Annotated in this window: 18 protein-coding genes; 9 read left to right on the forward strand and 9 right to left on the reverse strand. The window is 70.7% G+C overall.

Going from position 1 to position 23,523, the window contains the following annotated elements; all coding sequences use genetic code 11:
• Nucleotides 1-113: 113 nt before the first annotated feature.
• Complete coding sequence (locus tag AC068D_RS27210; protein WP_478825705.1) at nt 114-1,073, reverse strand: GHMP family kinase ATP-binding protein; 960 nt, start codon at nt 1,071-1,073, stop codon at nt 114-116.
• Between the two features lie 466 nt (nt 1,074-1,539).
• Here AC068D_RS27210 and AC068D_RS27215 point away from each other — a divergent pair, with 466 nt between their 5' ends.
• The 6 genes from AC068D_RS27215 to AC068D_RS27240 all read left to right on the forward strand — a co-directional run bounded on the left by AC068D_RS27215 (nt 1,540) and on the right by AC068D_RS27240 (nt 7,808).
• Nucleotides 1,540-2,547 (forward strand): pyridoxal-phosphate dependent enzyme, encoded by a 1,008-nt coding sequence (locus AC068D_RS27215; protein ID WP_478825706.1) that lies wholly within the window; start codon nt 1,540-1,542, stop codon nt 2,545-2,547.
• Nucleotides 2,548-2,634: 87 nt separating this feature from the next.
• Nucleotides 2,635-3,480 carry a Rossmann-like domain-containing protein gene (locus tag AC068D_RS27220; RefSeq protein ID WP_478825707.1) on the forward strand — a complete coding sequence of 282 codons (846 nt, stop codon included), beginning with the start codon at nt 2,635-2,637 and terminating at the stop codon, nt 3,478-3,480.
• Nucleotides 3,477-4,754: an MFS transporter gene (locus AC068D_RS27225; protein ID WP_478825708.1), complete on the forward strand. Its 1,278-nt coding sequence runs from the start codon at nt 3,477-3,479 to the stop codon at nt 4,752-4,754. The genes AC068D_RS27220 and AC068D_RS27225 overlap by 4 nt, the downstream gene beginning before the upstream one ends.
• A 232-nt stretch (nt 4,755-4,986) precedes the next feature.
• On the forward strand, nt 4,987-6,006 hold the full coding sequence (locus tag AC068D_RS27230) for a FecCD family ABC transporter permease (protein WP_478825785.1): 1,020 nt from the start codon (nt 4,987-4,989) through the stop codon (nt 6,004-6,006).
• 1 nt (nt 6,007) lies between these two features.
• On the forward strand, nt 6,008-6,781 hold the full coding sequence (locus AC068D_RS27235) for an ABC transporter ATP-binding protein (protein WP_478825709.1): 774 nt from the start codon (nt 6,008-6,010) through the stop codon (nt 6,779-6,781).
• Between the two features lie 16 nt (nt 6,782-6,797).
• Nucleotides 6,798-7,808, forward strand: coding sequence for an ABC transporter substrate-binding protein (locus AC068D_RS27240; protein ID WP_478825710.1), 1,011 nt, complete (start codon nt 6,798-6,800; stop codon nt 7,806-7,808).
• Between the two features lie 142 nt (nt 7,809-7,950).
• On the opposite strand, the gene AC068D_RS27245 is transcribed toward AC068D_RS27240, so the two are convergent.
• Nucleotides 7,951-8,793, reverse strand: coding sequence for a crotonase/enoyl-CoA hydratase family protein (locus AC068D_RS27245; protein ID WP_478825711.1), 843 nt, complete (start codon nt 8,791-8,793; stop codon nt 7,951-7,953).
• 231 nt (nt 8,794-9,024) lie between these two features.
• Between AC068D_RS27245 and AC068D_RS27250 the strand changes: the two genes are divergently transcribed.
• A complete protein-coding gene (locus AC068D_RS27250) occupies nt 9,025-9,168 on the forward strand; it encodes a hypothetical protein (protein WP_478825712.1) in 144 nt (47 codons plus the stop codon).
• Between the two features lie 807 nt (nt 9,169-9,975).
• Here AC068D_RS27250 and exaC read toward each other — a convergent pair.
• The 5 genes from exaC to xylB form a co-directional block, all read right to left on the reverse strand.
• Nucleotides 9,976-11,499 (reverse strand): acetaldehyde dehydrogenase ExaC, encoded by a 1,524-nt coding sequence (gene exaC / locus AC068D_RS27255; RefSeq protein ID WP_478825713.1) that lies wholly within the window; start codon nt 11,497-11,499, stop codon nt 9,976-9,978.
• A 54-nt stretch (nt 11,500-11,553) separates the two neighbouring features.
• On the reverse strand, nt 11,554-12,834 hold the full coding sequence (locus AC068D_RS27260) for a GAF domain-containing protein (RefSeq protein ID WP_478825714.1): 1,281 nt from the start codon (nt 12,832-12,834) through the stop codon (nt 11,554-11,556).
• A 93-nt stretch (nt 12,835-12,927) separates the two neighbouring features.
• Nucleotides 12,928-13,431: a metallophosphoesterase family protein gene (locus AC068D_RS27265; RefSeq protein WP_478825715.1), complete on the reverse strand. Its 504-nt coding sequence runs from the start codon at nt 13,429-13,431 to the stop codon at nt 12,928-12,930.
• A gap of 69 nt (nt 13,432-13,500) precedes the next feature.
• Nucleotides 13,501-14,703 carry an ROK family protein gene (locus AC068D_RS27270; protein ID WP_478825716.1) on the reverse strand — a complete coding sequence of 401 codons (1,203 nt, stop codon included), beginning with the start codon at nt 14,701-14,703 and terminating at the stop codon, nt 13,501-13,503.
• Nucleotides 14,700-16,145: a xylulokinase gene (gene xylB, locus AC068D_RS27275; protein WP_478825717.1), complete on the reverse strand. Its 1,446-nt coding sequence runs from the start codon at nt 16,143-16,145 to the stop codon at nt 14,700-14,702. Before xylB ends, AC068D_RS27270 begins: the two co-directional genes overlap by 4 nt.
• A 174-nt stretch (nt 16,146-16,319) precedes the next feature.
• On the opposite strand from xylB, the gene xylA reads away from it, so the two are divergent.
• A complete protein-coding gene (gene xylA / locus AC068D_RS27280; protein ID WP_478825718.1) occupies nt 16,320-17,486 on the forward strand; it encodes a xylose isomerase in 1,167 nt (388 codons plus the stop codon).
• 342 nt (nt 17,487-17,828) lie between these two features.
• Here the strand turns inward: xylA and AC068D_RS27285 are convergent, their stop codons facing one another.
• Both AC068D_RS27285 and AC068D_RS27290 read right to left on the reverse strand, forming a co-directional pair.
• A complete protein-coding gene (locus tag AC068D_RS27285) occupies nt 17,829-19,139 on the reverse strand; it encodes an SWIM zinc finger family protein (protein ID WP_478825719.1) in 1,311 nt (436 codons plus the stop codon).
• Nucleotides 19,136-22,081, reverse strand: coding sequence for a DEAD/DEAH box helicase (locus tag AC068D_RS27290; protein ID WP_478825720.1), 2,946 nt, complete (start codon nt 22,079-22,081; stop codon nt 19,136-19,138). Before AC068D_RS27290 ends, AC068D_RS27285 begins: the two co-directional genes overlap by 4 nt.
• Before the next feature lie 274 nt (nt 22,082-22,355).
• Between AC068D_RS27290 and AC068D_RS27295 the strand changes: the two genes are divergently transcribed.
• Entirely contained in the window at nt 22,356-23,456 is a 1,101-nt protein-coding gene (locus tag AC068D_RS27295) for an acyl-CoA desaturase (protein ID WP_478825721.1), read from the forward strand.
• Nucleotides 23,457-23,523: the final 67 nt, after the last annotated feature.

Genomic DNA, 23,523 nt, shown 5'->3' on the forward strand with positions numbered 1-23,523 from the left:
TCGTTCGCCGACCCTGATCGCTCGTGCCCATGAGCGGACACCGCGAGCCCGTCCTGGGTCGTGAACTCTCCCGCGGCCACGCCACCGTGGCTGCGACCCGCCGTGAACGGGAATCACATGAGTACGGGGAGACGCGGCTGCGTGTGGAGGGTGTTCGGGAAGCTGAGGGTCCGGTGGACCGCCACGCCTCCCGCCAGCTCCGTGCAAGCGCGCGCCGCGGCGGTGGCACGATGCGGGCATGCGGGGTCCGTGGTGTCCAGCAGCACTCCCAGCGTCGTGCCGCTGTGACCCACGGCGACGCCCAGTCCACCGACCTCACGGCAGATCTCACGCATGCGCTCCAGGGACCGTTTGTGCCGGAGGGGCTGGTTCATCAGCGCGCTGCGTGTCGCGATCCGGCCCACCTCCGCGAGGTCACGGGAGCGTATGGCGGCGGCGAGCCGGTCCAGCAGGCGCGCGTACTCGCGCCGGTCGGCTGCTGTGAACGGCTTGGGAATGCGGTTGAAGTCGACCGTGTCGACCGCTCCGCCCTCGTCGATCCCCACCACGGTCATGGCCGGCAGGGACCCCAGGACCGCGCGCAGGCGAACGCTGCGATGGTGGAAGGCGACGATGCCGGGGTAGAGCACGCCGTCGGTGGGTTCGATGCGCGCCAGGAGCCGCTCGATCCGGGAGGCGGGCATCGCGAGACCGAGAGCCTGCCCCATCGCCCGCGCGGTCGCGACCAGGTCGGCCGATGAACTGGCCAGCCCCTTGCCCTCCGGGATGACGCTGTTGACGGTCAGCACCCCGGCGGTCGGCTGCGGCGCCGAGTCGACGATCATGCGTGCGAGTCGGAGGGACTTCTGTTTCCGGAAGGGCCGAACCACCAACTCGCTCATGTCCGGGTCCGGTCGGAAGGTCGCCCTGGTCCACCGGGCGACGGGCAGGGTGACCAGGAAGTCTCCGTCCTTCTCCGGCAGTACGCCTTGGAGCAGCTCACCGAAGGTCCCGAAGGCGGTGCCCACTCCGGGTCCCGCCGGTTCCCCTCGTGGCAGACGACGTCGTAGCCCGGGCTCCTGGGACAGCCTCACGGTACTCCTCCCCATCGGGTCGTCAGATGAAAGTGATAATCGTTTCTATCTGAGTCTGACATCGGAGGGCAAGTCCACGCCGATGCGTGTAATCGGTCTTGACAATCATTTTCATCTAGTGTGATGCTCTCGGCTCGATCCCATCGGCGTCCCGGACGAGGAGGAAGGCGTAGGTCGGCAGAACCATGGCCGTTGGGTGGCCAATTCGGGCGTCCCCGCCGGTGGGCGCGGAGGCGCTCCGCGAGAGCGTTCCGGCTGGACCCTCCCTGGCGGACGGGATTCTCGCCGCGAACGAGCCCAGGACTGCAAGCGCGCCGGACCTTCGCGTACGAACGGATGGTTGTTCGAGCTGTCGCCCGGCTCTTCGCTCCCGGCCTCATCCACCGGCCGACCCGGGACACGGACAGCGTTCGGACCCACCTGTTCAAGCTGCGCCGGAGCATGGCCGCCTGACAGGAAGACAGGCATGTACACACACATAGCAGAAGCAATCAAGAAGCCCGATCTGATATCCCTGCAGCCGGACCTGGTCTGTCTGCGGTTCGAAACGATGAAGATCTACTCGGCCCTGGGGGCGGTCCGACACCTCCTGGAGTCCGGCGCCGTCGAACCCGGTGACACGCTCATCGACAGCTCCAGCGGAATCTACGCACAGGCGCTGGCACTGGCCTGTCACCGCTACGGAATGAAGTGCCACATCGTGGGTTCCACGACCGTGGACCGGACCCTCCGCGCACAGCTGGAAATCCTCGGCGTCACGCTGGAGCAGGTCAGGCCGTCGAAGGACCTGCGCCTCGACCAGGAGCTTCGGGTGCGGCGCATCGCCGAGATCCTGAAGGCGAACCCTTCGTACCACTGGATGCGGCAGTACCACGACAGCATCCACTACCACGGCTACCGCGACGTGGCCGACACGATCGCCCAGGAGGTGCACGAAGGACCCCTGACGCTGGTGGGCGGGGTGGGCTCGGGCGCGTCGACCGGCGCCATCGCCACCTATCTGCGCGAAGCGGGGCGGGACGACGTGTCACTCGTCGGCGTACAGCCTTTCGGCAGCGTCACCTTCGGCTCGGAGCACGTGTCCGACCCGGACATGATCATCGCGGGGATCGGCAGTGCCATCGAATTCCAGAACGTCCGGCACCAGCTCTACGACAGGGTCCACTGGGTCAACTTCGACTGCGCACTCTCCGGCGCGGTCGAACTCCTCCGCAGCAGCGGCATCTTCGCCGGCCTGTCGACCGGCGCCGCCTACCTCACCACTCACTGGGAACGCCGAAGAGACGATTCCCGCACATACGTCTTCATCGCGGCCGACACGGGCCACCGATACGTCGAAAGCGCCTACGCCAGGCACACGGAGGCCCAGGACATCGACACCCTGAAGCCGCACGAGGTCACCTCGCTCGAAGAGCTGAGACATCCCTGGTCGACCACCTCCTGGTCCGACCTCCGTGTTCCGGGCGAGAGCTGAGAAGCACCGGCAACTCCACCACTGAGACCGGCGGTTGATCGAACCCCCGGGACAGCAGCACCCACAACTCCGACGAGAGAATCCGAAATGCCCTACCTCAAGCCGCAGACGGTCGCGGACCTGACCGACGCCGTACTGTCGGGCGCCTACGGCCCCGATCCGAGGGACCTGGCCGTCACCAGCGCGTTCTGGCTCTACCACACCACCCGGCTCGCCGGGAGCGAGGCCACCTACCACAACCACTACCTCGTGCTCCGGGTCGGCCAGTCCTTCGGTGCCTGCTCCTTCGAAGCCGGTGAGCTCGCCCCCGAGTTCTGCGAGAACGCCTCCGGCCACACCCTCGACACGCTGCTGTGCCACGGGTCGATCCCGGTCCGTATCGCCGCTCTCGACGCATACCTCTCCCAGGTGCAGCCACACCGGGAAGCCGTCGATGCCGAGCCGGTCGCGCTGCCGACCGGGACGCCGGAGGTCCGTGCCCGGGCCCGCGACGCCTCCATCGCCAGTCTCCTCGACATCGAGCCGGGCGCGAAGGTGGCACTCATCGGTGTGGTCAACCCTCTGGTCGCGGCGATACGCGACCGGGGCGGAGTCTGCCTCCCCTGCGACCTGAACCTGCGCACCACCCAGTGGGGCGAGCAGGTCACCGACGACATGACCGAGGTCCTCGAGCAAGCCGATGCCGTCGTGGTCACCGGCATGACCCTGAGCAACGGCACATTCGACCTCATCCTCGAACACTGCCGGGAGCACGGAGTTCCCCTGATCGTCTACGCGCAGACCGGCAGCGCCGTCGCCCGTGCGTTCCTGCCCTGCGGAGTCACCGCCCTGAACGCCGAGCCCTTCCCCTTCTCGCAGTTCAGCGCCGATACGACGCTCATGTACCGCTACCGGGCCGCCGAGCCGGTGCGCGCGAGTGAGGACGGTTCGTGAGCACCTCTGCCAAGAGCTCCGCGACGGACCGCGACGCGGCAGGGGCGGAGGAGGCGCTGCCCGGCGACCTGAAGATGGCCCGTGCCCTGTGGCCGGTCCTGCTCGCCTCGGCGGTCGGCCTGCTGCCGTTCACCATCTTCAGCACCTACCTCGTGCCGATCGCGGACGAGGCCGGGAGCAGCGTCGCCGCCATGGGCGGCCTGCGCGGACTCGGAGGACTGGCGGCCCTGTTGGTCGGCACGGCGCTCGCTCCCTTCCTCGACCGGGTGCGCAAGGAGTGGGCGGCCGCGGGCGGACTCGCCGCGCTCGGAGCCTCGGCGGCGCTGGGCGCGAGCGGGGACTTCGTCCCGCTGGCCGTGTTCTGTCTGTTGGTCGGCGCGAGTACGTCCGTGCTGAACCCGGCCCTCACCGCGGCTGCCGCTGACCGCTTCGGCACGGGCAAGGCGGCCGGCCGGGCCGCGACCCTGGTCACGGCCACGCAGTCGATGACCGCGATGCTCGCCGCGCCGGTCGTGGCCCTGCCCGCGCTCCTCTGGGGCTGGGAGGGAGACTTCATCGCCGTGACCGCGGCCTCGGTCCTCCTTGCCTTGGTCTTCCTCGTGCGGGCCGGGCGGAAGGATGCCGAGGATGCCGGGAACGGGCGGCGCCTGAGCTACCTCGCGTCGTTCAAGGCCCTGGGAGCAGTGCGCGGGGCGGTGCCACTGCTTCTCGTCTCCCTGCTCCGCACCGCGGTGTTCATGGGCTACCTCGCCTACCTGGCGGCCTACTACGACGACCGTTTCGGGCTCGACCCCGGCCTCTTCGCGTTCGTCTGGACGCTGAGCGGCGCGTCGTTCTTCGTGAGCAACCTCCTCACCGGGCGGATCACGAACTCCGCCGAACCCCGCATCGGCACCGAGCGCATGCTGGCCATCGGCCTGGTAGCTGCCCTGGCGTCGGTCGTGGGCTTCTACTTCACCGCCTGGCTGCCACTCGCGCTGGCGATGACGTCGCTGCACGCGGCGAGCCACGCGGTCGTGGCCGCATGCGCCGTCAGTCTCCTGGTACGACGCTGCGGATCGCTGCGCGGCTCGGCCCTGAGCCTCAACGCCGCGGGCCAGAGCCTCGGAGTCTTCGTCGGTGCGGCCCTGGGCGGCGCCGGCCTCGGCCTGGCCGGCTACCCGGGCATCGCGGCCGTCTTCGGTGCGCTCGTACTCGTGGCACTCGGCGCTGTCTTCCTGGTGTCCCGTCACGGTGCGGGGGAGCAGGAGCAAGAGGCGAAGGACGCCGCGTAGTCGACGAAGGCGCGTGCCGGCCGCCCGTCACGGCGGGCGGCCGGCACACAGCGGCACGCTCGATTCCGCTGTTGCACATGGTCCCCATCACCGACAGCGAAAGGACGGCTCCATGCCTCCGCCCGCGATCTCCACACCGCCGGTCGACACCGGCGCGGCCGGGTCAGCCGGCATCTCACCCGCCGAACCCGCCATGAGCGCGAAGGACCGGCTCGCCTCCCGCAAAGGTCTGGTGGCGGCTTGCGCCGTACTGCTCGCCGTTCTCCTCACCTCCGTCGTCGTGGCCATCGGCCTGGGGTCCGCCGTGATCGCGCCGGGGGAGACCGCCCGGTACCTGTGGGCGGCTCTCAGCGGCGGGAGCATCGCGGCGGACGAGGTGACCACGTATCAGATCGTCTGGCAGATCCGTACGCCGCGGGTGCTGCTGGCGGCACTGGTGGGCGCGGGGCTGAGCGCGATCGGCGTCGCCATCCAGGCCATGGTGCGCAATGTGCTTGCCGACCCCTTCGTTCTCGGCGTCTCGTCGGGGGCGTCCGTCGGCGCCGTCGGCGTCACGGTCACCGGAGGCCTGGCGGCGTTCGGTATCTACGCCGTCTCCGCCGGCGCCTTCGTCGGCGCACTGGTGGCGTCGCTCATGGTGTACGTGGCGTCCTCCAGCCGGGGTGCACTCTCACCCCTGCGCCTGGTCCTGACGGGCGTGGCCCTGTCCCTTGGCTTCCAGGCGGTCATGAGCGTCATCGTCTACTTCGCGCCGAACAGCGAGGCGACCAGTACGGTCCTCTACTGGACGATGGGCGGCTTCGGCGCTGCCACCTGGGGCGCGCTGCCCGTCGTGTCCGTTGCCGTGCTGCTCGGACTGGCCGTGCTCCACCGGTACGGCCGGACGCTGGACGTCATGGCGCTCGGGGACGAGACCGCCGCAAGCCTGGGCATCAGCCCGGACCGGCACCGCAAGGGCCTGCTCGTGCTCGTCTCCCTCGTGACGGGTGTGATGGTCGCAGTCAGCGGTGCCATCGCCTTCGTCGGTCTGGTCATGCCGCACGTGGTGCGCATGGTCGTCGGGGCCACGCACACCCGGGTGCTGGCCGTGGCGCCACTGGCCGGAGCCATCTTCATGGTGTGGGTCGATCTGGTGTCCCGGACGCTGGTGGCCCCGCGTGAGCTGCCGCTGGGCGTCATCACCGCACTCGTCGGCGTGCCGGTGTTCCTTCTCCTGATGCGCCGCAAGGGCTACATGTTCGGAGGCCGTTGAGATGGATCTGACGCTTGACGGTCTGTCGGTGGTGACCGACGGCACGAGCCTGGTACGCGACCTGTCCCTGCAGGTGCCGAACGGCCAGGTCGTGGGCCTCATCGGCCCGAACGGAAGCGGGAAGTCCACCGCCCTGCGGTGCGTGTACCGGGCACTTCGCCCCAGCGCCGGCACCGTCTGGGTGGGCGAGGACGACCTTTCCCGCCTGACGACGCGCCGCAGCGCGCAGGTCATCGCGGCCATGACCCAGGACGGGGTCGTCGACCTCGACTTCACGGTCGAAGAGGTCATCGCGCTCGGGCGCACGCCCCACCTCCAGGGCAACCAGGCACTCAGCCGGCGGGAGCGGGACCTGTGCGAGCGCGCGATGGAACGGCTCGGGATCCACCATCTCGCCCGGCGCGGCGTCCTCACACTGTCGGGCGGGGAGCGTCAACGCGTCCTGCTGGCACGGGCCCTCGTGCAGGAGCCGAGGATCCTGGTACTGGACGAGCCGACCAACCACCTCGACGTGCGCCACCAGGTCGAGTTGCTCTCGCTCCTGCGCGGTTCCGGACTCACCGTCCTGGTCGTGCTCCACGACCTCAACCTCGCCGCGGCCGCCTGCGACCGCCTCGGAGTCCTCTCCCAGGGCCGCCTGGTGACGGCCGGTTCGCCCTCGCACATCCTCACCGCGGAACTGATCGACGAGGTCTTCGGCGTCAGGGCCAGCATCATTTCCCACCCGCTGACGGGTGATCCCCAACTGTTGTATTCGCTCGACTCCTCCCTGTGAAAGGCAATACCACCCCATGCGCATGACCCGATCTCTCGGCTCGGTGCGGCACCGCACCACTCTCGCATCCACGCTCGCCGCCACCTTGCTGCTCGGCGGCTGCGGCGCCGAGGTCCCCACGGACACCAAGGCGTCGGACAAGGTCACCGTCAAGCGCTGCGGCGAACCGGTCTCGTACACGACACCGAAGCGCGCAGTGGCGTACGAGGGCGGAAGCGCCGACAAGCTGTTCAGCCTCGGTCTGACGAAGCACGTGTACGGCTATGTGATGCCGCCGGCGAACCCGCCCGTCAGCGAGTCCCCGTGGGCCTCCGAGTACGCCAAGGTGAAGATGCTCAGCGACGATCTTCTGAACAAGGAACTCGTCGTGGAAGCCAAGTCCGACTTCGTCGTGGCGGGCTGGAACTCCGGCTTCAAGGACGAGCGGGGCATCACCCCCGAGATCCTGGACAGGCTCGGCATCCAGAGCTTCATGCACACCGAGAGCTGCTTCAACTACCCCGCGTACCCGGAGAAGGTCACCCCGTTCGAGGCCCTCTACACCGACCTCGACCGGCTCGGCAAGATCTTCAAGGTCGAGGACAAGGCGGACGACGTCGTCGGTGGCCTGAAGCAGCGCGTCAAGGCGGTCAGGGCGCAGGCGCCGAGGGGTGGCCCGGTGCCGGTCTTCCTCTACGACTCGGGCACCGACCAGCCCTTCAGCGCGGGCAACCAGGTGCCGCCCAACGACATCATCAGGACCGCCGGGGGAAGGAACATCTTCGACGGCCTGGACCAGCGGTGGACCCAGGTGAACTGGGAGTCCGTCGCCAAGGCCGAGCCCGAAGTCATCATGATCCTCGACTACGGCGACCTGCCCGCGGAGAAGAAGATCGACTTTCTGAAGAAGTCCCCTCACACGAAGGAACTGCCCGCGGTCAGGAAGAACAACTTCTTCATCCTCGACTACAACGAGGGCATCAGCGGTCCGCGCAACATCGACGGTCTGGAGAAGTTCGCGAAGTACCTGCGCACGCTGGACAGCTGACCGTGTGCGAGCCGGCGTAGGTCACCGGAGCTGCCCGGATCTTCTGGTGTCCGAGGGGCCATCGGCCGCACAGGCATGCAGCCGGATCCCTGACCGGTGTCCCGTGAAGGGACGGTCGGTAACCGGCAGGGAGCCGGACGTGTCAGTCGGTGAAGGAACCGTGTCGTCCGGATCCGGATGCGAAGCGCGCGGCGCCCGAGACGGTCTCGCCGGCCGACAGCGGCACCATGCCGTGCTGGAGCTCGGCGGCCAGCGCCTCCGGCTCGGCCAGCCCGTGCTGCTCCCGTACGGAGAGCCGGTCGTGGCGCAGGCACAGCTGTGGGAACGCGGCGATCTCCCGGGCGAGTTCCTCCGCCGCGTGCCGGGCCTGCCCCGGCGGTACGAGGCGGTTGGCGAGCCCGATCGCGAACGCCTCGGCGGCCGGGACCGGCCGGCCGGTCAGGATCAGGTCCATGGCGCGGCTCTCGCCGATCAGCCGCGGCAGCCGGACCGTGCCGCCGTCGATCAGAGGTACCCCCCACCGTCGGCAGAACACCCCGAGGACCGCGTCCTCCTCGACCACACGCAGATCGCACCACAGGGCCAGCTCCAGCCCGCCGGCCACGGCGTGGCCGGCGACGGCGGCGATGACCGGCTTGGTCAGGCGCATCCGGGTCGGCCCCATGGGGCCGTCGCCGTCGGGCTCCACACGGTTGCCGCGTTCGGTGCCGATGGCCTTGAGGTCGGCGCCCGCGCAGAACGTCCCGCCCTCGCCCCACAGCACCGCGACCGAGGTCTCGTCGTCTGCTTCGAACGCCCTGAAGGCGTCGGCCAGTTGCCGGGCGGTCGGCCCGTCCACGGCGTTGCGGGCGGCGGGCCGCGACAGCACCACGGTGGTCACGGGCCCCGCCCGCTCGACGCGGACGGCGGGGGTGGGGGCGGTGTCCTGCCGGGCCACGGTCGCCGGGGCAGCCGAGGTGGTCGGGTTGTCCGAGGTATCGGTCATGGCGGCATTCTCACGTGGCCGCAGCCCGAGGACCAGACGGACGATGACGACAGCGACCACCGGCCACACCGACAGCCCCGACGTGTCCCCGCCGGTCAGCGCCCTGCCTCTGCGCTGGCGGTCGGCTCGCTGGTTCTTCGGTTCGGGGCGACGCGCGAACAGCAGCGCCGCCGGTCCTCCCGGCGGATCTGCGCAGAGCACGCCAATGCCGAGTACGGGCAGTGGCGGACGTTGCAGCGATTCACCGGAAGCCGCGAGAGCTACCCCGAGACCCATCTTGCGCTCGCCGGGCTGGTCTCCGACCGCGCTGCCCGCAGGGCGACCCGCCGCAACGCGAGTACGGAACTGCTCCTCGCCCGACCGGTCGGCCGCTGATTACCCATCAGCCGACCCGCCAGGCCGGCACACCCTGGCCTCGATCGCTCCCAAGGTCGTAAGCTCCACCGATCATGGAAGATGTTCGATAAGCCACACACGGTCGTCACCCGCCCCCCGTGTCGCCGTCGGCCGGTTCCGGTTGGCGACAGGGCTGCGACAGCACCGCGGTGGTCACGGGCCCTGCACGCTCGTCGTCAGCGGCCTCAGCTTTCCCGCCGTGAGATGGACCCGGCCTCCCGCCCCTGCCTGTCGCTGTTCCCGCCCACTGTGAGAGGTTCTCCGTCATGCCCGTGGTCACTCCAGGCTTCAGCGTCCTGTCCGAGGACTTCGCCGCCGTCCCCTACCGGTACTTCGCATGGCTGAGGGAACACGCACCGGTGCACTACGAGGCGGCGATCGACAGCTACTTCCTCTCCCGCTACCTGGACCCTTCCTTACGGCACCTACCGTCGCCACGTGCGTCAGGGCCTGGACCTGCTCTGCGAAGCCCTGTGGCAGCGGGAACTGCACGGCCCCCTCGAGCCTTCGTAGCCGGACGTCGGCCCGGTGCGATCGGCCGGTGTCCGCGTGCTGGCGCACGACGACAGCTACGGCGCTCCACCGGCCACCGCTGGGAGGCACCCCCACACTGTGTTGTCGAATCGGCCGAACACACCCAGCGCGAGGGTCAACATCCTCCGGCGTCGCCAGGGGAGTGCCCCACAGCCTTGCGATGCTTCCCCCCGGGCCGTGGCGGGGCCCGGGGAGGACCCACGCATCCGACGCCGCGCGCTGATCCATCAGGGACTACGGGGCGGGCGGCCCTCAGAAGAAGCCCAGCTTCTTCGGCGCGTACGACACCAGCAGGTTCTTCGTCTGCTGGTAGTGGTCGAGCATCATCTTGTGGGTCTCGCGCCCGATCCCGGACTGCTTGTAGCCGCCGAAGGCCGCATGCGCGGGATAGGCGTGGTAGCAGTTGGTCCAGACCCGGCCCGCCTGGATGGCCCGCCCGGCGCGGTAGGCCTGGGTGATGTCCCGGGTCCAGACGCCCGCACCCAGGCCGTACAGGGTGTCGTTCGCCGTCCTGATGGCGTCGTCGAAGTCGGAGAACGATGTCACCGCGACGACCGGACCGAAGATCTCCTCCTGGAAGATCCGCATCCTGTTGTCACCCTCGAAGACGGTGGGCTGGACGTAGTATCCACCCGCCATCTCGCCGATGTACTCGATCTGCTGACCACCTGTCAGGATCTTGGCTCCTTCCTGCTGGCCGATGTCCAGATAGGACAGGATCTTCTGCAGCTGGTCGTTGGAGGCCTGTGCGCCGATCATCGTGTCGGTGTCCAGCGGGTGTCCCGGCACGATGGCCTCGGTTCGCGTGATCGCGGCGTCCAGGAACTCGCTGTAGTGCCCGCGCTGGATCAGCGCCCGTGACGGGCAGGTGCACACCTCGCCCTGGTTGAGGGCGAACATCGTGAAGCCCTCCAACGCCTTGTCGCGCAGCTCGTCGTCGGCCGCCCAGATGTCGTCGAAGAAGATGTTCGGTGACTTGCCGCCCAGCTCCAGGGTCACCGGCTTGATGTTCTCCGAGGCGTACTGCATGATCAGCCGCCCCGTCGTGGTCTCTCCGGTGAAGGCGACCTTGGCGACACGTGCGCTGGACGCGAGCGGTTTGCCCGCCTCCGCACCGAAGCCGTTGACGATGTTCACGACCCCCGGGGGCAGCAGATCGGCGACGAGGCGCATCCAGACATGGATGGAGGCCGGGGTCTGCTCGGCGGGCTTCAGCACGACTGCGTTTCCGGCAGCCAGAGCGGGGGCCAGCTTCCACACCGCCATCAGGATCGGGAAGTTCCACGGGATGATCTGTGCGACGACACCGAGCGGCTCATGGAAGTGGTACGCCACCGTGTCGTCGTCCAGCTCGCTGAGAGAGCCCTCCTGCGCCCGCAGCACCCCGGCGAAGTAGCGGAAGTGATCGACGGCCAGCGGGATGTCGGCGGCCAGGGTCTCCCGCACCGGTTTGCCGTTCTCCCAGCTCTCCGCGACTGCGAGCTCCTCCAGATGCGACTCCATCCGGTCGGCGATCCTCAGCAGGATGTTCGCCCGGGCCTCGGGCGCGGTACGTCCCCACGCGGGGGCGGCGGCATGGGCGGCGTCGAGAGCCCGCTCGACGTCCTCCGCGGTGCCGCGGGCGATCTCGGTGAACGGCTGCCCGTTGACCGGGCTCGGGTTGTCGAAGTACCCACCGAGGGCCGACGGGACGTACTCGCCGCCGATCCAGTGGTCGTAGCGGGACGCGTAGGAGACGATCGCGCCCTCGGTGCCAGGCGCAGCGAAACGAGTCATCTGGGACCTCCCCGAACCCTCGCCGTCCGCCTTCGGACGGCGTCGGAGCCGAACCTAGGGATCCTCGTGTTGCAACCACGTTGCGGCGCCGTACTCCACGTCCAGCGCCCGTACCCGGGCCTGGACGGCGGCCCGTCGCCCCTGCGGCAGCGCGGAGGCGAGCGCCTGCCACACCGGAAGGTCTTCCTCGCCCCATGGGCTGTGGGCCCAGTCCGACAGCAGCCCCGGATCGGCCCGATCGATCAGCGCGGCCCGCAGCTGGTCGGCCAGCCGGCGCCTCAGCCGCACGACACCGGGTGCCCGCGAACCCGGTAGCAGCGGACCGGTGTACCCGCTCAGCGCCGCCGCGACCGCTCCCGAGGAGAGCCGGCGGGCCACCGTGTCGAAGTCCGCATCGGCCGGGCCGGCCAGCCGGTACGGACGGGACAACAGGAGCCGAGGCCCGAGTGTCCCGCGCAGCCGGGACAGTTCGGCGCGCAGCGTCACCGGGGTGACATGCTCGTCCTCGTACACCTCCAGCAGCAGCTCGTCGCCGCTCAGCCCCTCCGGGTGCCGGGCGAGCACGACGAGGATCTCGCTGTGGCGGCGGCTCAGCCGTAGCTTGCGGCCCTCCGCCACCAGCAGCGCCTCGTCCCTGCCGAGCGCGGTCAGCCGCACCGCACCGTCGGCCGGTGGCGGTGCCAGCAGAGCCAGATGTGACTCGGCTGCCCGTGCCACCGCTCCGACGAAGGCGAGACTGTGCGGATGGGCGAGCCGGTCACCGCCCGTGATGTCCACCGCGCCCAGCAGGCGCCCGCTGTGCGGATCGTGGACGGGAGCCGCCGCGCAGGTCCAGTCCTGCACCGGCCGACGGAAGTGCTCGGCCGCGAACACCTGCACGGGGCGGTCCACGGCGATCGCCGTGCCCGGCGCGTTCGTCCCCGCCACGGATTCGGCCCAGCGCGCGCCCTCCACGAAGTTCATCCGCCGGGCACGCCGCCGTGCGTCCGGATGGCCCTCGACCCACAGCAGGCGCGCCTGGGCGTCGCACACCGCGACGAGATGCTCGCCGTCCACGGCATACACGCCCATGAGTTCGCGGATGACCGGCATCACCCGTGACAGCGGATGGCCGTCCCGGTACACCCCGAGCTCCTCGTCGCCCAGCTCCACGCATGCCGCGCCCTCCGGTGCGACACGTGCGCGGGCACACCGCCGCCATGATTCCGCGACGACGGGCCGAACGGTCCGCTCCAGGCGGCCCGCTGTCGCGAACCGTTCGTACGCCCGGCGCAGCTCACTGCCGCGCCGCACCGGATCGTGCCCCGCCTCAAGCGCCACCCAAGCGTCGGTCAACTCGGCCTCCCGGTCCGGTGACTGCCCAGCGGGGCCATCGTCGCCCCGTCCCGCAGGCCCGACAAGAGCCTTGCGGACCCCTATCCGTTGCTGTCACGCCCTGGGCGGCAACCGGTGCAGCAGCACCTGCGTCAACTGCCCCCGTGAGACCACCACGGTCATGTACGTGCAGTACGGCTGACGCCTTCTGTCCGTCGGCGAACCCGGGTTGAGCAGACGGGGGCCGTCCGCCGGGGCCGTGTCCCAGGGGATGTGGCTGTGGCCGAATACGAGGACGTCCAGATCCGGGAAGCGTTCGGCACAGCGCCGCTCGCGCCCCTGGGCGGGTCCGGTCTCATGCACGACACCGAAGCGCAGACCTCCCAGTTCGGCGCGTGCCACCTCGGGCAGCCGCGCCCTGAGTGCCGGGCCGTCGTTGTTCCCGAAGACGGCGACGAGGCGCTTCGCCCGTGCCTCGAACAGATCGACGGTCGCCTCGTCCACCCAGTCGCCCGCGTGGAGTACGGCGTCGGCCCGTTCGATCTCGGCCAACAGCTGTTCCGGCAGCCGCCGGGCACGTCTGGGCACATGGGTGTCGGACGTCAGCACCAGCAGCACGGGCAGCCTCCCGGTCGTGTCGGTCGACGCGACGTACGTTCGCCCGGTCCCGCCCGGTCCCGGTCCGTCTCAGGTCGCCGTCGCGTACGAGACAGGATCGTCCAGAACCGCCCTCACCACGGAATGCGCCGCGCCCAGCAGCGGGCCCTCCGAACCGAGCCGGGAGACCATCAGCACCGGTCGTGCGGGATCTGCGGTACGACGTGTCAACTCCCTCTCCAGGGAGGGGAGCAGCCACGGCGAGAGCCGGGCCATGGCGCCGCCGAGCACCACGGCCCGCGGGTCGAGGAGATTGACCGCCCCGGCAAGCGCGATCCCCAGCGCCGCTCCGGCGCCGCGCAGCGCGCGGCGCACATCGCGGTCCCCGGAGCCGGCCCGCTCGGCGAGCAACTCGATCGCCCTGTCCGAGGCGCCGAGCCCGGCGGCACGGAGCACGGCCTCCTCACCGGCGTACTGCTCCAGGCAGCCGCGGCCCCCGCACATGCACACGGGACCCTCCGGCCGCACCGGCACATGACCGAGTTCGCCCGCGTACCCATGCGTCCCGCGCAGCAGACGGCCGTCGACCACCACGGCCGCTCCGATGCCGATCTCGGCCGACACATGGACGAAGTCCTGGGGCGCCGGGTCACCTCCGATCCAGAGCTCCGCGAGCGCGCCCAGATTGGCCTCGTTGTCGACCGTGAGCCGCGGACCGAGCGGGAGAAGGGCGCCCAGATCGACGTCCGACCAGCCCAGGTTGGGGGCGCGGACGACGGTATGGGTGTCGCGGGCCACCAGTCCCGGCACCGCGACGGCGACACCGGCGGGACGCAGCCCCTCGCCGCGTACGGTGTCGGTGACCCGGCGTACGAGGGCCTCGAGTTCCTTGAGTACCGGCTCGGGTGGACGTCCGCGGTTGTCGGCCTCGGTGCTCGCCCGCGCCCGTACCTTCCCGCGCAGGTCGACCGCGACGACGGCGAGATGGTCGACGCCGACCTCGGCGCCGATGCCTGCTGGGCCACGGTCGCTCAGGGTGAGGGCGCTGCCCGGGCGGCCGACACTGCCCGACTGCTCACGGCCCAGCTCCACCAGCAGCCCGGACCGGGTCAGTTCGTCGACGAGGGAGGAGACGGCGGCCCTGGTCAGCCCGATCCGGCCGGCGACGGCGGCCCGTGACAGCGGGCCTTCGGCGGCAACGGAGTGCAGCACGAGCGAGAGGTTGCGCCGGCGTATGCCCTGCTGGGTGTTGGGCACCCCCGAGGGTGCGTCGGGCGAGGCAGGAGGGGTCATGGCCGGTCCTCCGTGCGAAGCAGCGCGCTGCCGTCCGCGAGTACGGAGGCGATACGGTCCAGCGCGGCCTGGTCGACGGGCACCGGATCGTACGAGGGGCCCTGCGCCGTACCCCAGCGCCGGGCGACCTGCGCGGGATCCTCACCGGTGAGTACGCCGGCGGCCTGGGCGGCGGCTCCGAGAGCGACCAACTCCCGGGCGGTGGGCACCTGAACCGCCCGTCCGGAGAGCCTGCGGACCGTCTCGCGCCAGGCCGCTCCCTGTGCGCCTCCGCCGATGAGCAGCAGGGGGGCGTCCCGTCCTGGCGTTCCTGCCAGCACCCGGTCGAGAGCGTCGAGCAGTGCGTACACGGCACCGTCGTACGCGGCCTGCAGCAGCCTTCCCGGCGTTGTGTCATGCCGTAGTCCGTACAACAGACCTGAGGAGTGGGGGAGTTGGGGTGTGCGCTCGCCGTCCAGGAAGGGGAGCAGTACTTCGCGGCCACCCGTTTCCACCGCATCGCGATCGCGGCCGAGCAACGCGGCGACCCGGTCGACGGCCTGAGTGCAGTTCAGCGTGCAGGCGAGCGGCAGCCATCGGCCTCGGGCGTCGGCGAATCCGGCCACGGTGCCGCTCGGGTCGGCGGACGGACGGGAGGACGTCGTGTACACCGTCCCGGAGGTGCCCAGGCTCAGGACGGGCTGTCCGGCGGTGAGGCCGAGCCCGAGTGCGGCTGCCGCGTTGTCCCCGGTGCCGGGCGCCACCAGCGCACCAGCCGGAAGCGGCAGCCCGGGAAGGTCGCGGACCGTGCCCGCTGCCTCGAACGGGTCCACCACCTCGGGCAGCAGTGCGGGGGAGAGAGCCGCCTGCCCGAGGATCTGCACGTCGTACGCCCCGGTCGCCGGGGTCCACCAGCCCGTGCCCGAGGCGTCCGCACGGTCGGTCACGGCGCGGCCGGTCAGCCGCTCGGTCAGAAAGTCGTGCGGGAGCCGCACCGCACGCGTAGCAGCGGCGGCCTCCGGCTCGCGTTCACACAGCCACGCCCACTTGGTGACGGTGAAAGCCGGGCCGGGGACGCTTCCGGTGCGCTCGGCCCACGCCTGCGGGCCGCCGAGGCGCGCGATCATCCGTTCGCTCTGCGCGGCGGACCGTACGTCGTTCCACAGCATGGCCGGACGCACGGGACGGCCCTGACCGTCCAGGGTGACCAGCCCGTGCTGTTGGCCGGCGACCGAAACGGCGGCCGCGCGACGGGCCGGCCGGCCGCACCGGCCGAGCGCGGCCGCGAGCGCCGACCACCACTCCTCCGGGTCGCTCTCGCGGGCGCCGCCCTCGCCCGTGACCGTGTGCGGGGCCTGGCCGCAGGCCACGACGCGGCCCGTGGCGACCTCGACGACCAGCGCCTTCGTCGACTGGGTCGAGCTGTCGACACCGACGACGAGCGGCCCTTCGGGTGCACCCACCGGTCTCTCCGTTCGCAAGCCGTCCCGATCTTCCGTGCGGTCCGGGCGAGTCGCGTCGTTGAACTCCTGGATCCGCGCCGTGCCGCACCATGCCTTCCCAGCACTGTCTCGGGATATTAATTTGTTAAGGGCCATGACGAAATAGGTGCGGCGAGAGAAAGCGGGGAATGTTCCATGAGCTACCGGCCGACACCCGACGACAGGTTCAGCTTCGGGCTCTGGACCGTGGGATGGCAGGGCAGGGATCCGTTCGGTGAGGCCACCAGGCCGGCTCTCGACCCGGCCGTGACCGTGCGGCGGCTCGCGGAACTCGGGGCCTACGGCGTCACCTTCCACGACGACGACCTGATCCCCTTCGGGGCGCGCGGGGCGGAGCGCGAGGAGCACGTCAAGCGATTCCGGCAGGCGCTGGACGAGACCGGCCTCGTGGTACCGATGGCCACGACGAACCTCTTCACCCACCCCGTCTTCAAGGACGGCGCCTTCACCGCCAACGACCGCGATGTGCGCAGGTATGCGCTGCGCAAGACCATCCGCAACATCGACCTGGCGGCAGAGCTCGGAGCGCATGTGTATGTCGCCTGGGGAGGACGCGAGGGCGCTGAGTCAGGAGCCGCCAAGGACGTCCGCACCGCCCTCGACCGTATGAAGGAGGCCTTCGACCTGCTGGGTGAGTACATCACCCGGCAGGGGTACGCGTTGCGGTTCGCGATCGAGCCCAAGCCGAACGAGCCGCGCGGGGACATTCTGCTCCCCACCGTCGGTCATGCACTGGCCTTCATCGAGCGGCTGGAACGGCCCGCGCTGTACGGCGTCAACCCGGAGGTCGGCCATGAGCAGATGGCCGGCCTGAACTTCCCGCACGCCATCGCCCAGGCCCTGTGGGCGGGAAAGCTCTTCCACATCGACCTCAACGGGCAGAGCGGCATCAAGTACGACCAGGATCTGCGCTTCGGGGCGGGCGACCTGCGGGCCGCGTTCTGGCTCGTCGACCTGCTGGAGAGCGCGGGCTGGGACGGTCCCCGGCACTTCGACTTCAAGCCGCCGCGTACCGAGGACCTGGAGGGGGTGTGGGCGTCGGCCGCGGGCTGCATGCGTAACTATCTGATCCTCAAGGAGCGCGCTGCGGCCTTCCGTGCGGACCCGGAGGTCGCGGATGCCCTGCGCGCGTCCCGCCTCGACGAACTCGCCCGCCCCACGGCCGAGGGCGGGCTTGCCGAACTGCTCGCCGACCGTGCGGCGTTCGAGGATTTCGACGTGACGGGGGCGGCCGAGCGGGGCATGGCCTTCGAGCGGCTCGACCAGTTGGCCATGGACCATCTGCTCGCAGCCAGGGGCTGAGGGCCGGGCTGGGACGCTGACGGAGGAGATGCCGACTGCGGGGGGTCCGGCGGATGCCTGCCGAGCCGGCGCGCTGCCGAACCCGGCCGTCACGGGCTCGCCGGCGCGTGGGCGGAGTGTGTGGTCAGCCGCGGCCGGACGCACGTTCCATGTCATAGGGGGTGAGCCCGTCGGAACCCCTCGCCATCCGCGACTCCGCCCCTCTCGCCGGCCCGGCCCCGGGTGGGCCGGGCGGGCGGCCGTGCGGCGACCGCATGTTCGCTCCTGTGGCGTCACGGTGTGCGGCGGACATGGAGCCGACCGGCGGTCGACCAGGTCCCGAGGAACACGACGGTCTCTCCGCTATGTCGCCAGCACCGTCGCCAGGGCCGATGCCGGGCCGGACGAGGAGGGGCCCGCGGGAGTCCAGTGGCCCTGGTCCTTCCGATAGGGCCACCACCGTCCTCCCGGGCCCAGGCGGAGCTGCGCCTGTGCGCCCACGACCGTCCAGCACCCGGCGCCCGCCGCCGCGAACCGGGGGCTTTCACCGGCTGCCCAGTCCTCCGCCAACTGGGCCCGTGCCCGGGCGAGCGCTGCCTCGTCCGGGGTCCAGGCACCGTCCAGTACCGCGAGGGCCGCGGCTCCGCCGAACCTCCAGGCGCGAACGGCGAGGCCGAGCTCCGAGAACTGCCTGCCCGAGCCTGCGGCAAGCCGCTCCATGACCGCCGCCGGGACAGTGCCCTTCCCATGGGCGGCAGCCAGCCGCACCGCGTCCTGCGCAGCTGTCAGGTTCCCCTCGACGGGACGCTGTTCATGCCCGCTCGCCAGCGCATCCACCAGCATCCGGTGCGCACGCCGCGCCGTGTCCGCCGCGAGGAACTCCAGCGCGTCGCTGTCCACCCCTTCCACGGGAGCCGTCTCCGTCGTCAGTGACGGCGGAGTTCCCGGCTCCGGCGGCAACGGGGGAGCCCCCGGCAGCGGAGGGAGCAGGTCCGCACACGCGAAGGCGTCATCCGCACGCACTCCCTGTTCCGGCGCCTCGGCGTCCCGCAGACCGGGCTCCGCACGCGCCGCGCTCCGTTCCTGCAATTCGTCGAGCAACCGGTGCTCCCCGCGTCCACGCAACAGCAGCAGCACAAACGGATCCTGGTCCAGCAGGCGTGCCACCTGGTAGCAGAGCGCCGACGTGTGCGAACACAGGTCCCACGCGTCGCAAGTGCACTCCGGCTCGAGGTCCCCGATGCCCGGCAGGAGTTCCACCCCCGCGTCCGCCGCGTCCTCGACCAGATGGGGTGGCATCTCCCGGTCCAGCAAGGCCGCGATGTGCCCCGCCCGGTCGACGGCCATCTCGAGGAAGCGGTCCCACTCGTCGTCGGACAGCTCCTGCAGCAGCACATCGCTGCGATACGCCGTACCGTCCCTGCCCTTGACCACAGCGGTGATCCGCCCGGGCCGGACGGACACGGCACCCACCGATCCCTCCCGTGCCTGCTTGCGCCCCTTCTTCAGCTGCTCCGTCTCCAGCGCCGTGTCCTCCAGGGCCTGGAGCCAGGCCCGACCCCACCACGTCCGCGCAAAGCCCCGCCCCCGCGCGGGCGGCAGTGCGTCGAACGTCAACTCGGTCTCGCGCCGCCCGTACCGGAACATGTCCCCGCCGTGCCCGTCGTCCGTCATCGTGCGCCCCCTCGCAACTCCACCAGCTCCGCCAGTTCCGCGTCCGTCAGTTCGGTGAGTGCGGCCTCCCCGGATCCGAGCACCGCGTCCGCGAGCTCCCGCTTGCGCTCCAGCATGGCCGCGATGCGGTCCTCGATCGTTCCCTCGGCGATCAGCCTGTGCACCTGCACCGGCTGCGTCTGGCCGATGCGGTACGCACGGTCCGTCGCCTGGGCCTCGACCGCGGGGTTCCACCAGCGGTCGTAGTGCACGACATGGGCGGCCCTGGTGAGGTTCAGCCCGGTGCCCGCCGCCTTCAGGGACAACAGAAGAACCGGCACTTCCCCGTCCTGGAAGCGCCGGACCATCGCCTCGCGCCCCGCAACCGGTGTACCGCCGTGCAGCAGTTGCGTGTCCACTCCGCGCGTCGTCAGGTGCTGTTCGAGCAGCCGTGCCATCTGCACGTACTGCGTGAAGACGAGGACACTCGCCCCCTCGGAAACGATGGTGTCGAGCAGTTCGTCCAGCAGCTCGAGCTTTCCGGAGCGGCCGTGCAGCCGTGGCCGTTCCTCCTTCAGGTACTGCGCCGGATGGTTGCAGATCTGCTTCAGTGCGGTCAGCAGCTTCATCACGAGCCCCCGCCGCTCCATACCGCCCGCCCCCGAAACCGCTGCGAGGGTTTCCCGCACCACCGCCTCGTACAGCCCGGTCTGTTCCGGAGTGAGGGAGACGGCCCGGTCGGTCTCTGTCTTGGGCGGCAGCTCCGGCGCGATGCCCGGGTCCGATTTGCGGCGGCGCAGCAGAAACGGCCGTACGAGTGCGGCGAGGCGTTCGGCTGCCGCCGGATCCCCGCCGCCCTCCACCGCATCGGCATACCGCGACCGGAAGGTGCCGAGCCGGCCGAGCAGCCCCGGCGTCGTCCAGTCGAGGATCGCCCAGAGTTCGGACAGATTGTTCTCGACCGGAGTTCCGGTGAGAGCGACACGCGCCTTAGCGCCGAGGCTGCGGAGTTGTCCCGCCGTCTCCGCGTACGGATTCTTGACGTGCTGCGCCTCGTCGGCGACGACCATGCCCCACTCCACCCCGGCGAGCCTCTTGGTGTCGAGCCGCATCGTCCCGTAGGTGGTGAGGACGAACTCCCCGTCCTGCAGGGAGCCGAGATGACGGCTCGCGCCGTGGAAGCGGCGCACCGGTGTGCCGGGCGCGAACTTCTCGATCTCGCGCTGCCAGTTGCCCATCAGAGACGTCGGGCAGACGACGAGAGTCGGCCCGGCGGTGGTCTCCTCCGTCTGCCGGTGCAGATGAAGGGCGATGAGGGTGATGGTCTTGCCCAGACCCATGTCGTCGGCGAGGCAGCCTCCGAGGCCGAGCGACGTCATCCGATGGAGCCAGTTCAGTCCCCGCAACTGGTAGTCGCGCAGGGTCGCGCCGAGCGCCGCGGGCGCAGCGACGGTCTGCGGCCCGCCTTCGGGATCGGCGAGAAGCAGACGCAGTTGCTCCAGCCACCCCGAGGCCTCCACCTCGACACGCTGCCCGCCCACCTCGGTGGACCCGGTCAGCACGGCGCCGATCGCGTCGACCGGGGTGACTTCGTGATTCTGCTGCGCCCGGATGCGACGGGCCTCCTCGGGATCGATCAGCACCCACCGGTCGCGCAGCCGGACCAGGGGCCTGCCGGCCTCGGCGAGCCGGTCCAGCTCCTCGCGGGTCAGCCGCTGATCGCCCAGCGCAAAGCGCCAGCTGAAGCCGAGCAGGGTGTCCGCCGACAGGAGCGAGGGCAGTCCGGAGTCGCCCCGGTCGGTTCCCTCCGCCGCCGACGGCCACTGCGTTCCGGTCCGCCCGTCCGTGTGCGTCTCGCCGGGTGCCCCGTCCGCGTCCTGCGGTGGGCCGATCACCGCGCGGGCCGTCAGGGTGCGGGCGAGGGCCTTGGGCCAGTGCACCTGGACGCCTGCCGCAGCGAGCGCCAGCGAGGCCTCGCCGAGCAGTTCCGCGACCTCGTCGTCGGCGAGGTCGATCGCGTCCGGCACCGCCGCCGAGAGCAGCGGGGCGAGTGGCGCCCAGGCCTGTGCAGCCCGGCGCAGTGCGAGCAGCGCCTCCATCCGTGCGCTCGGTCCGAACGGGGTGTTCCGTCCGTCGGCCCAGACCGCCGCGGCGTCCGCGACGAGAGCGGGACCGTCGACGCCGTGCATCTGCAGCACGGCCCGGAAGGAGGGCCGGCCGGTGCCGGAAACGGACACGATCCCGGCCGGGTAGTCGTCCAGGCCGGCCACCTCCACGCGCAGGGACAGCCGTACGCCCGCGTCATGACCAGCCGCCACCTCCCGCGCCCAGGCGCGGGCATGCGGCAGCCGTTGCGGCTCGTCGGCGGCGAAGGCGCCGGAACCGGTGGCGATCGATGCCGCCGATGTGCGCGGCAGGCAGTCGGCCACCGCGTCGAGAAATGCCCTGAGCAGCAGTTGGGGCTCATGGAGCCGCAGAGCTTCGGCGGTGGGGTCGAGCGGCACGGCGTGTGCGGAAGGCGGCATGGATGCGGCGAGTGTGCGGATCCGGTCGAGGTCCTCCCCGGTCGGCGGGACGATCCGCCAGGAGTCGTGGCCGCCCTCCGTGATGCCGGGCAACAGCACTCCGCGGGAGACGAGTTGAAGTGCGAGTACAGATGCTGCGCCCCAGAACGCGGTGGCGGGGGACGCGTCCGGGGAGACCCGGGCCCGGGTGAGGACCGGCAGGGCGTCCCGCACCGGCAGTACCCGGGCCCGTACGGCGCAGGCATGCACCCCGCCGTGACCGCCCGCAACCACGGTCAGGTCCTGGAGCGCGTCCTCCGGGCCGACCGGCGGCTCGTCCGCGGCCGGGTGCCAGAACGCGACGCGGCCCGTGCGGGCGGGGTCGCCGGGGAGGAAGACCGAGGTGCAGCGGGTGAGTCGGGAGATCTCGGAGGGTGTAGCCGCGGGGAGAGTGTGCAAGGCGATGATGCATTCCTCAAATTTGACTACTGCGGAGCGGTCGAGGGTACCTGACGATGTGCTCCCGGCGGACATGCCGGCAGGGTGAGCCGCGTCACTCGCCCGGGCGGGGTGCTGCCAGCACCACCCCGGTGCACCCGGAGGGCCCCCGCTGCGTCCGGGTGGTGGCGCCATGGTCGCCAAGGGGCCTGGATTCGTACGTTTCTTCAGGTCGGAGCAGCTACCGAGTCGACCGCGCCACGCCGGCGCGACGGCCGAGAGACCGGAGACCACCATGTCCCAGGCCACCGCCACCGCCCTCGTCGCCGAACCGGCCCCGCCGGACGGGCGCTCCCCCCGGTCGGCCGGAAGCGACTTCGCGCCGCTTCTTCGGAGCGTCAGGGAGCAGGGCCTGCTCGAACGCCGCACCGGCTGGTATGCACGCACCATCGCGGTCAACGTCCTCTGGCTGGCCGCCGTGGTCACGGGCATCGTGCTCGTCGGCCCGTCCTGGTGGGTGCTGCCGCTCGCCCTGCCGCTGGCCCTGCTGTCCGCGCGCACGGCCTTCATCGCCCATGACGCGGGGCATGCGCAGATCACCGCCGACCGCCGGACCAGCCGGATCATTCAGCTCCTCCACGGGAATCTGCTGCTCGGCATGAGTCAGGACTGGTGGAACGACAAGCACAACCGCCACCATGCCAATCCCAACCACGTCGACAAGGACCCCGATGTCGCTCCCGACGTCCTCGTCTTCAGCGAGGAGCACGCCGTGGGCCGTACGGGTTTCCGCGGCTGGCTCACCCGCAACCAGGCCTGGCTGTTCTTCCCGCTGACCACCCTCGAGGGGCTGGCCCTGAAGGTGTACGGCTTCCGGCATGTGTTCGCGCGGGCGGGGGAGCGCAGGCCCCCGGCAGGCGAGCGCGCCGTGGAAGGCGGGCTCCTCGTCGCCCATGCGGCCGGGTATCTCGTGCTGCTGCTCACCGTCCTCACCCCCCTCCAGGCCCTTGCCTTCGTCCTGCTCCACCAGATGCTGCTCGGTCTCCACCTCGGCATGGCCTTCGCGCCGAACCACAAGGGCATGGACATGCCCGACCCGAGGAGCGGGGAGCGCTGGGGCCATCTGCAGCGGCAGGTACTGACCTCCCGCAACATACGGGGCGGTGTGGTCACCGACTGGTTCCTCGGCGGTCTCAATTACCAGATCGAGCACCACCTCTTCCCGAGCATGCCCCGACCCCATCTGCGCCGTGTCCAGCCGCTCGTCCGCGCCCACTGCCGCGACCTCGGCATGCCCTACGCGGAAACCGGACTGATCGAGTCGTACCGCCAGGCCCTCGGCCATATGCGTCGGGTCGGTGATGCCCTGCGGGTGCAGGAGACGGCGCGGCGCTGAGGAACCGGTGCACCGGGGGAACCGAAGGTCCGGTGGATGCGTTCTCACAGCAAGGAGCAGCCTCAGG

It is taken from the genome of Streptomyces sp. NPDC043861, from assembly GCF_056435905.1.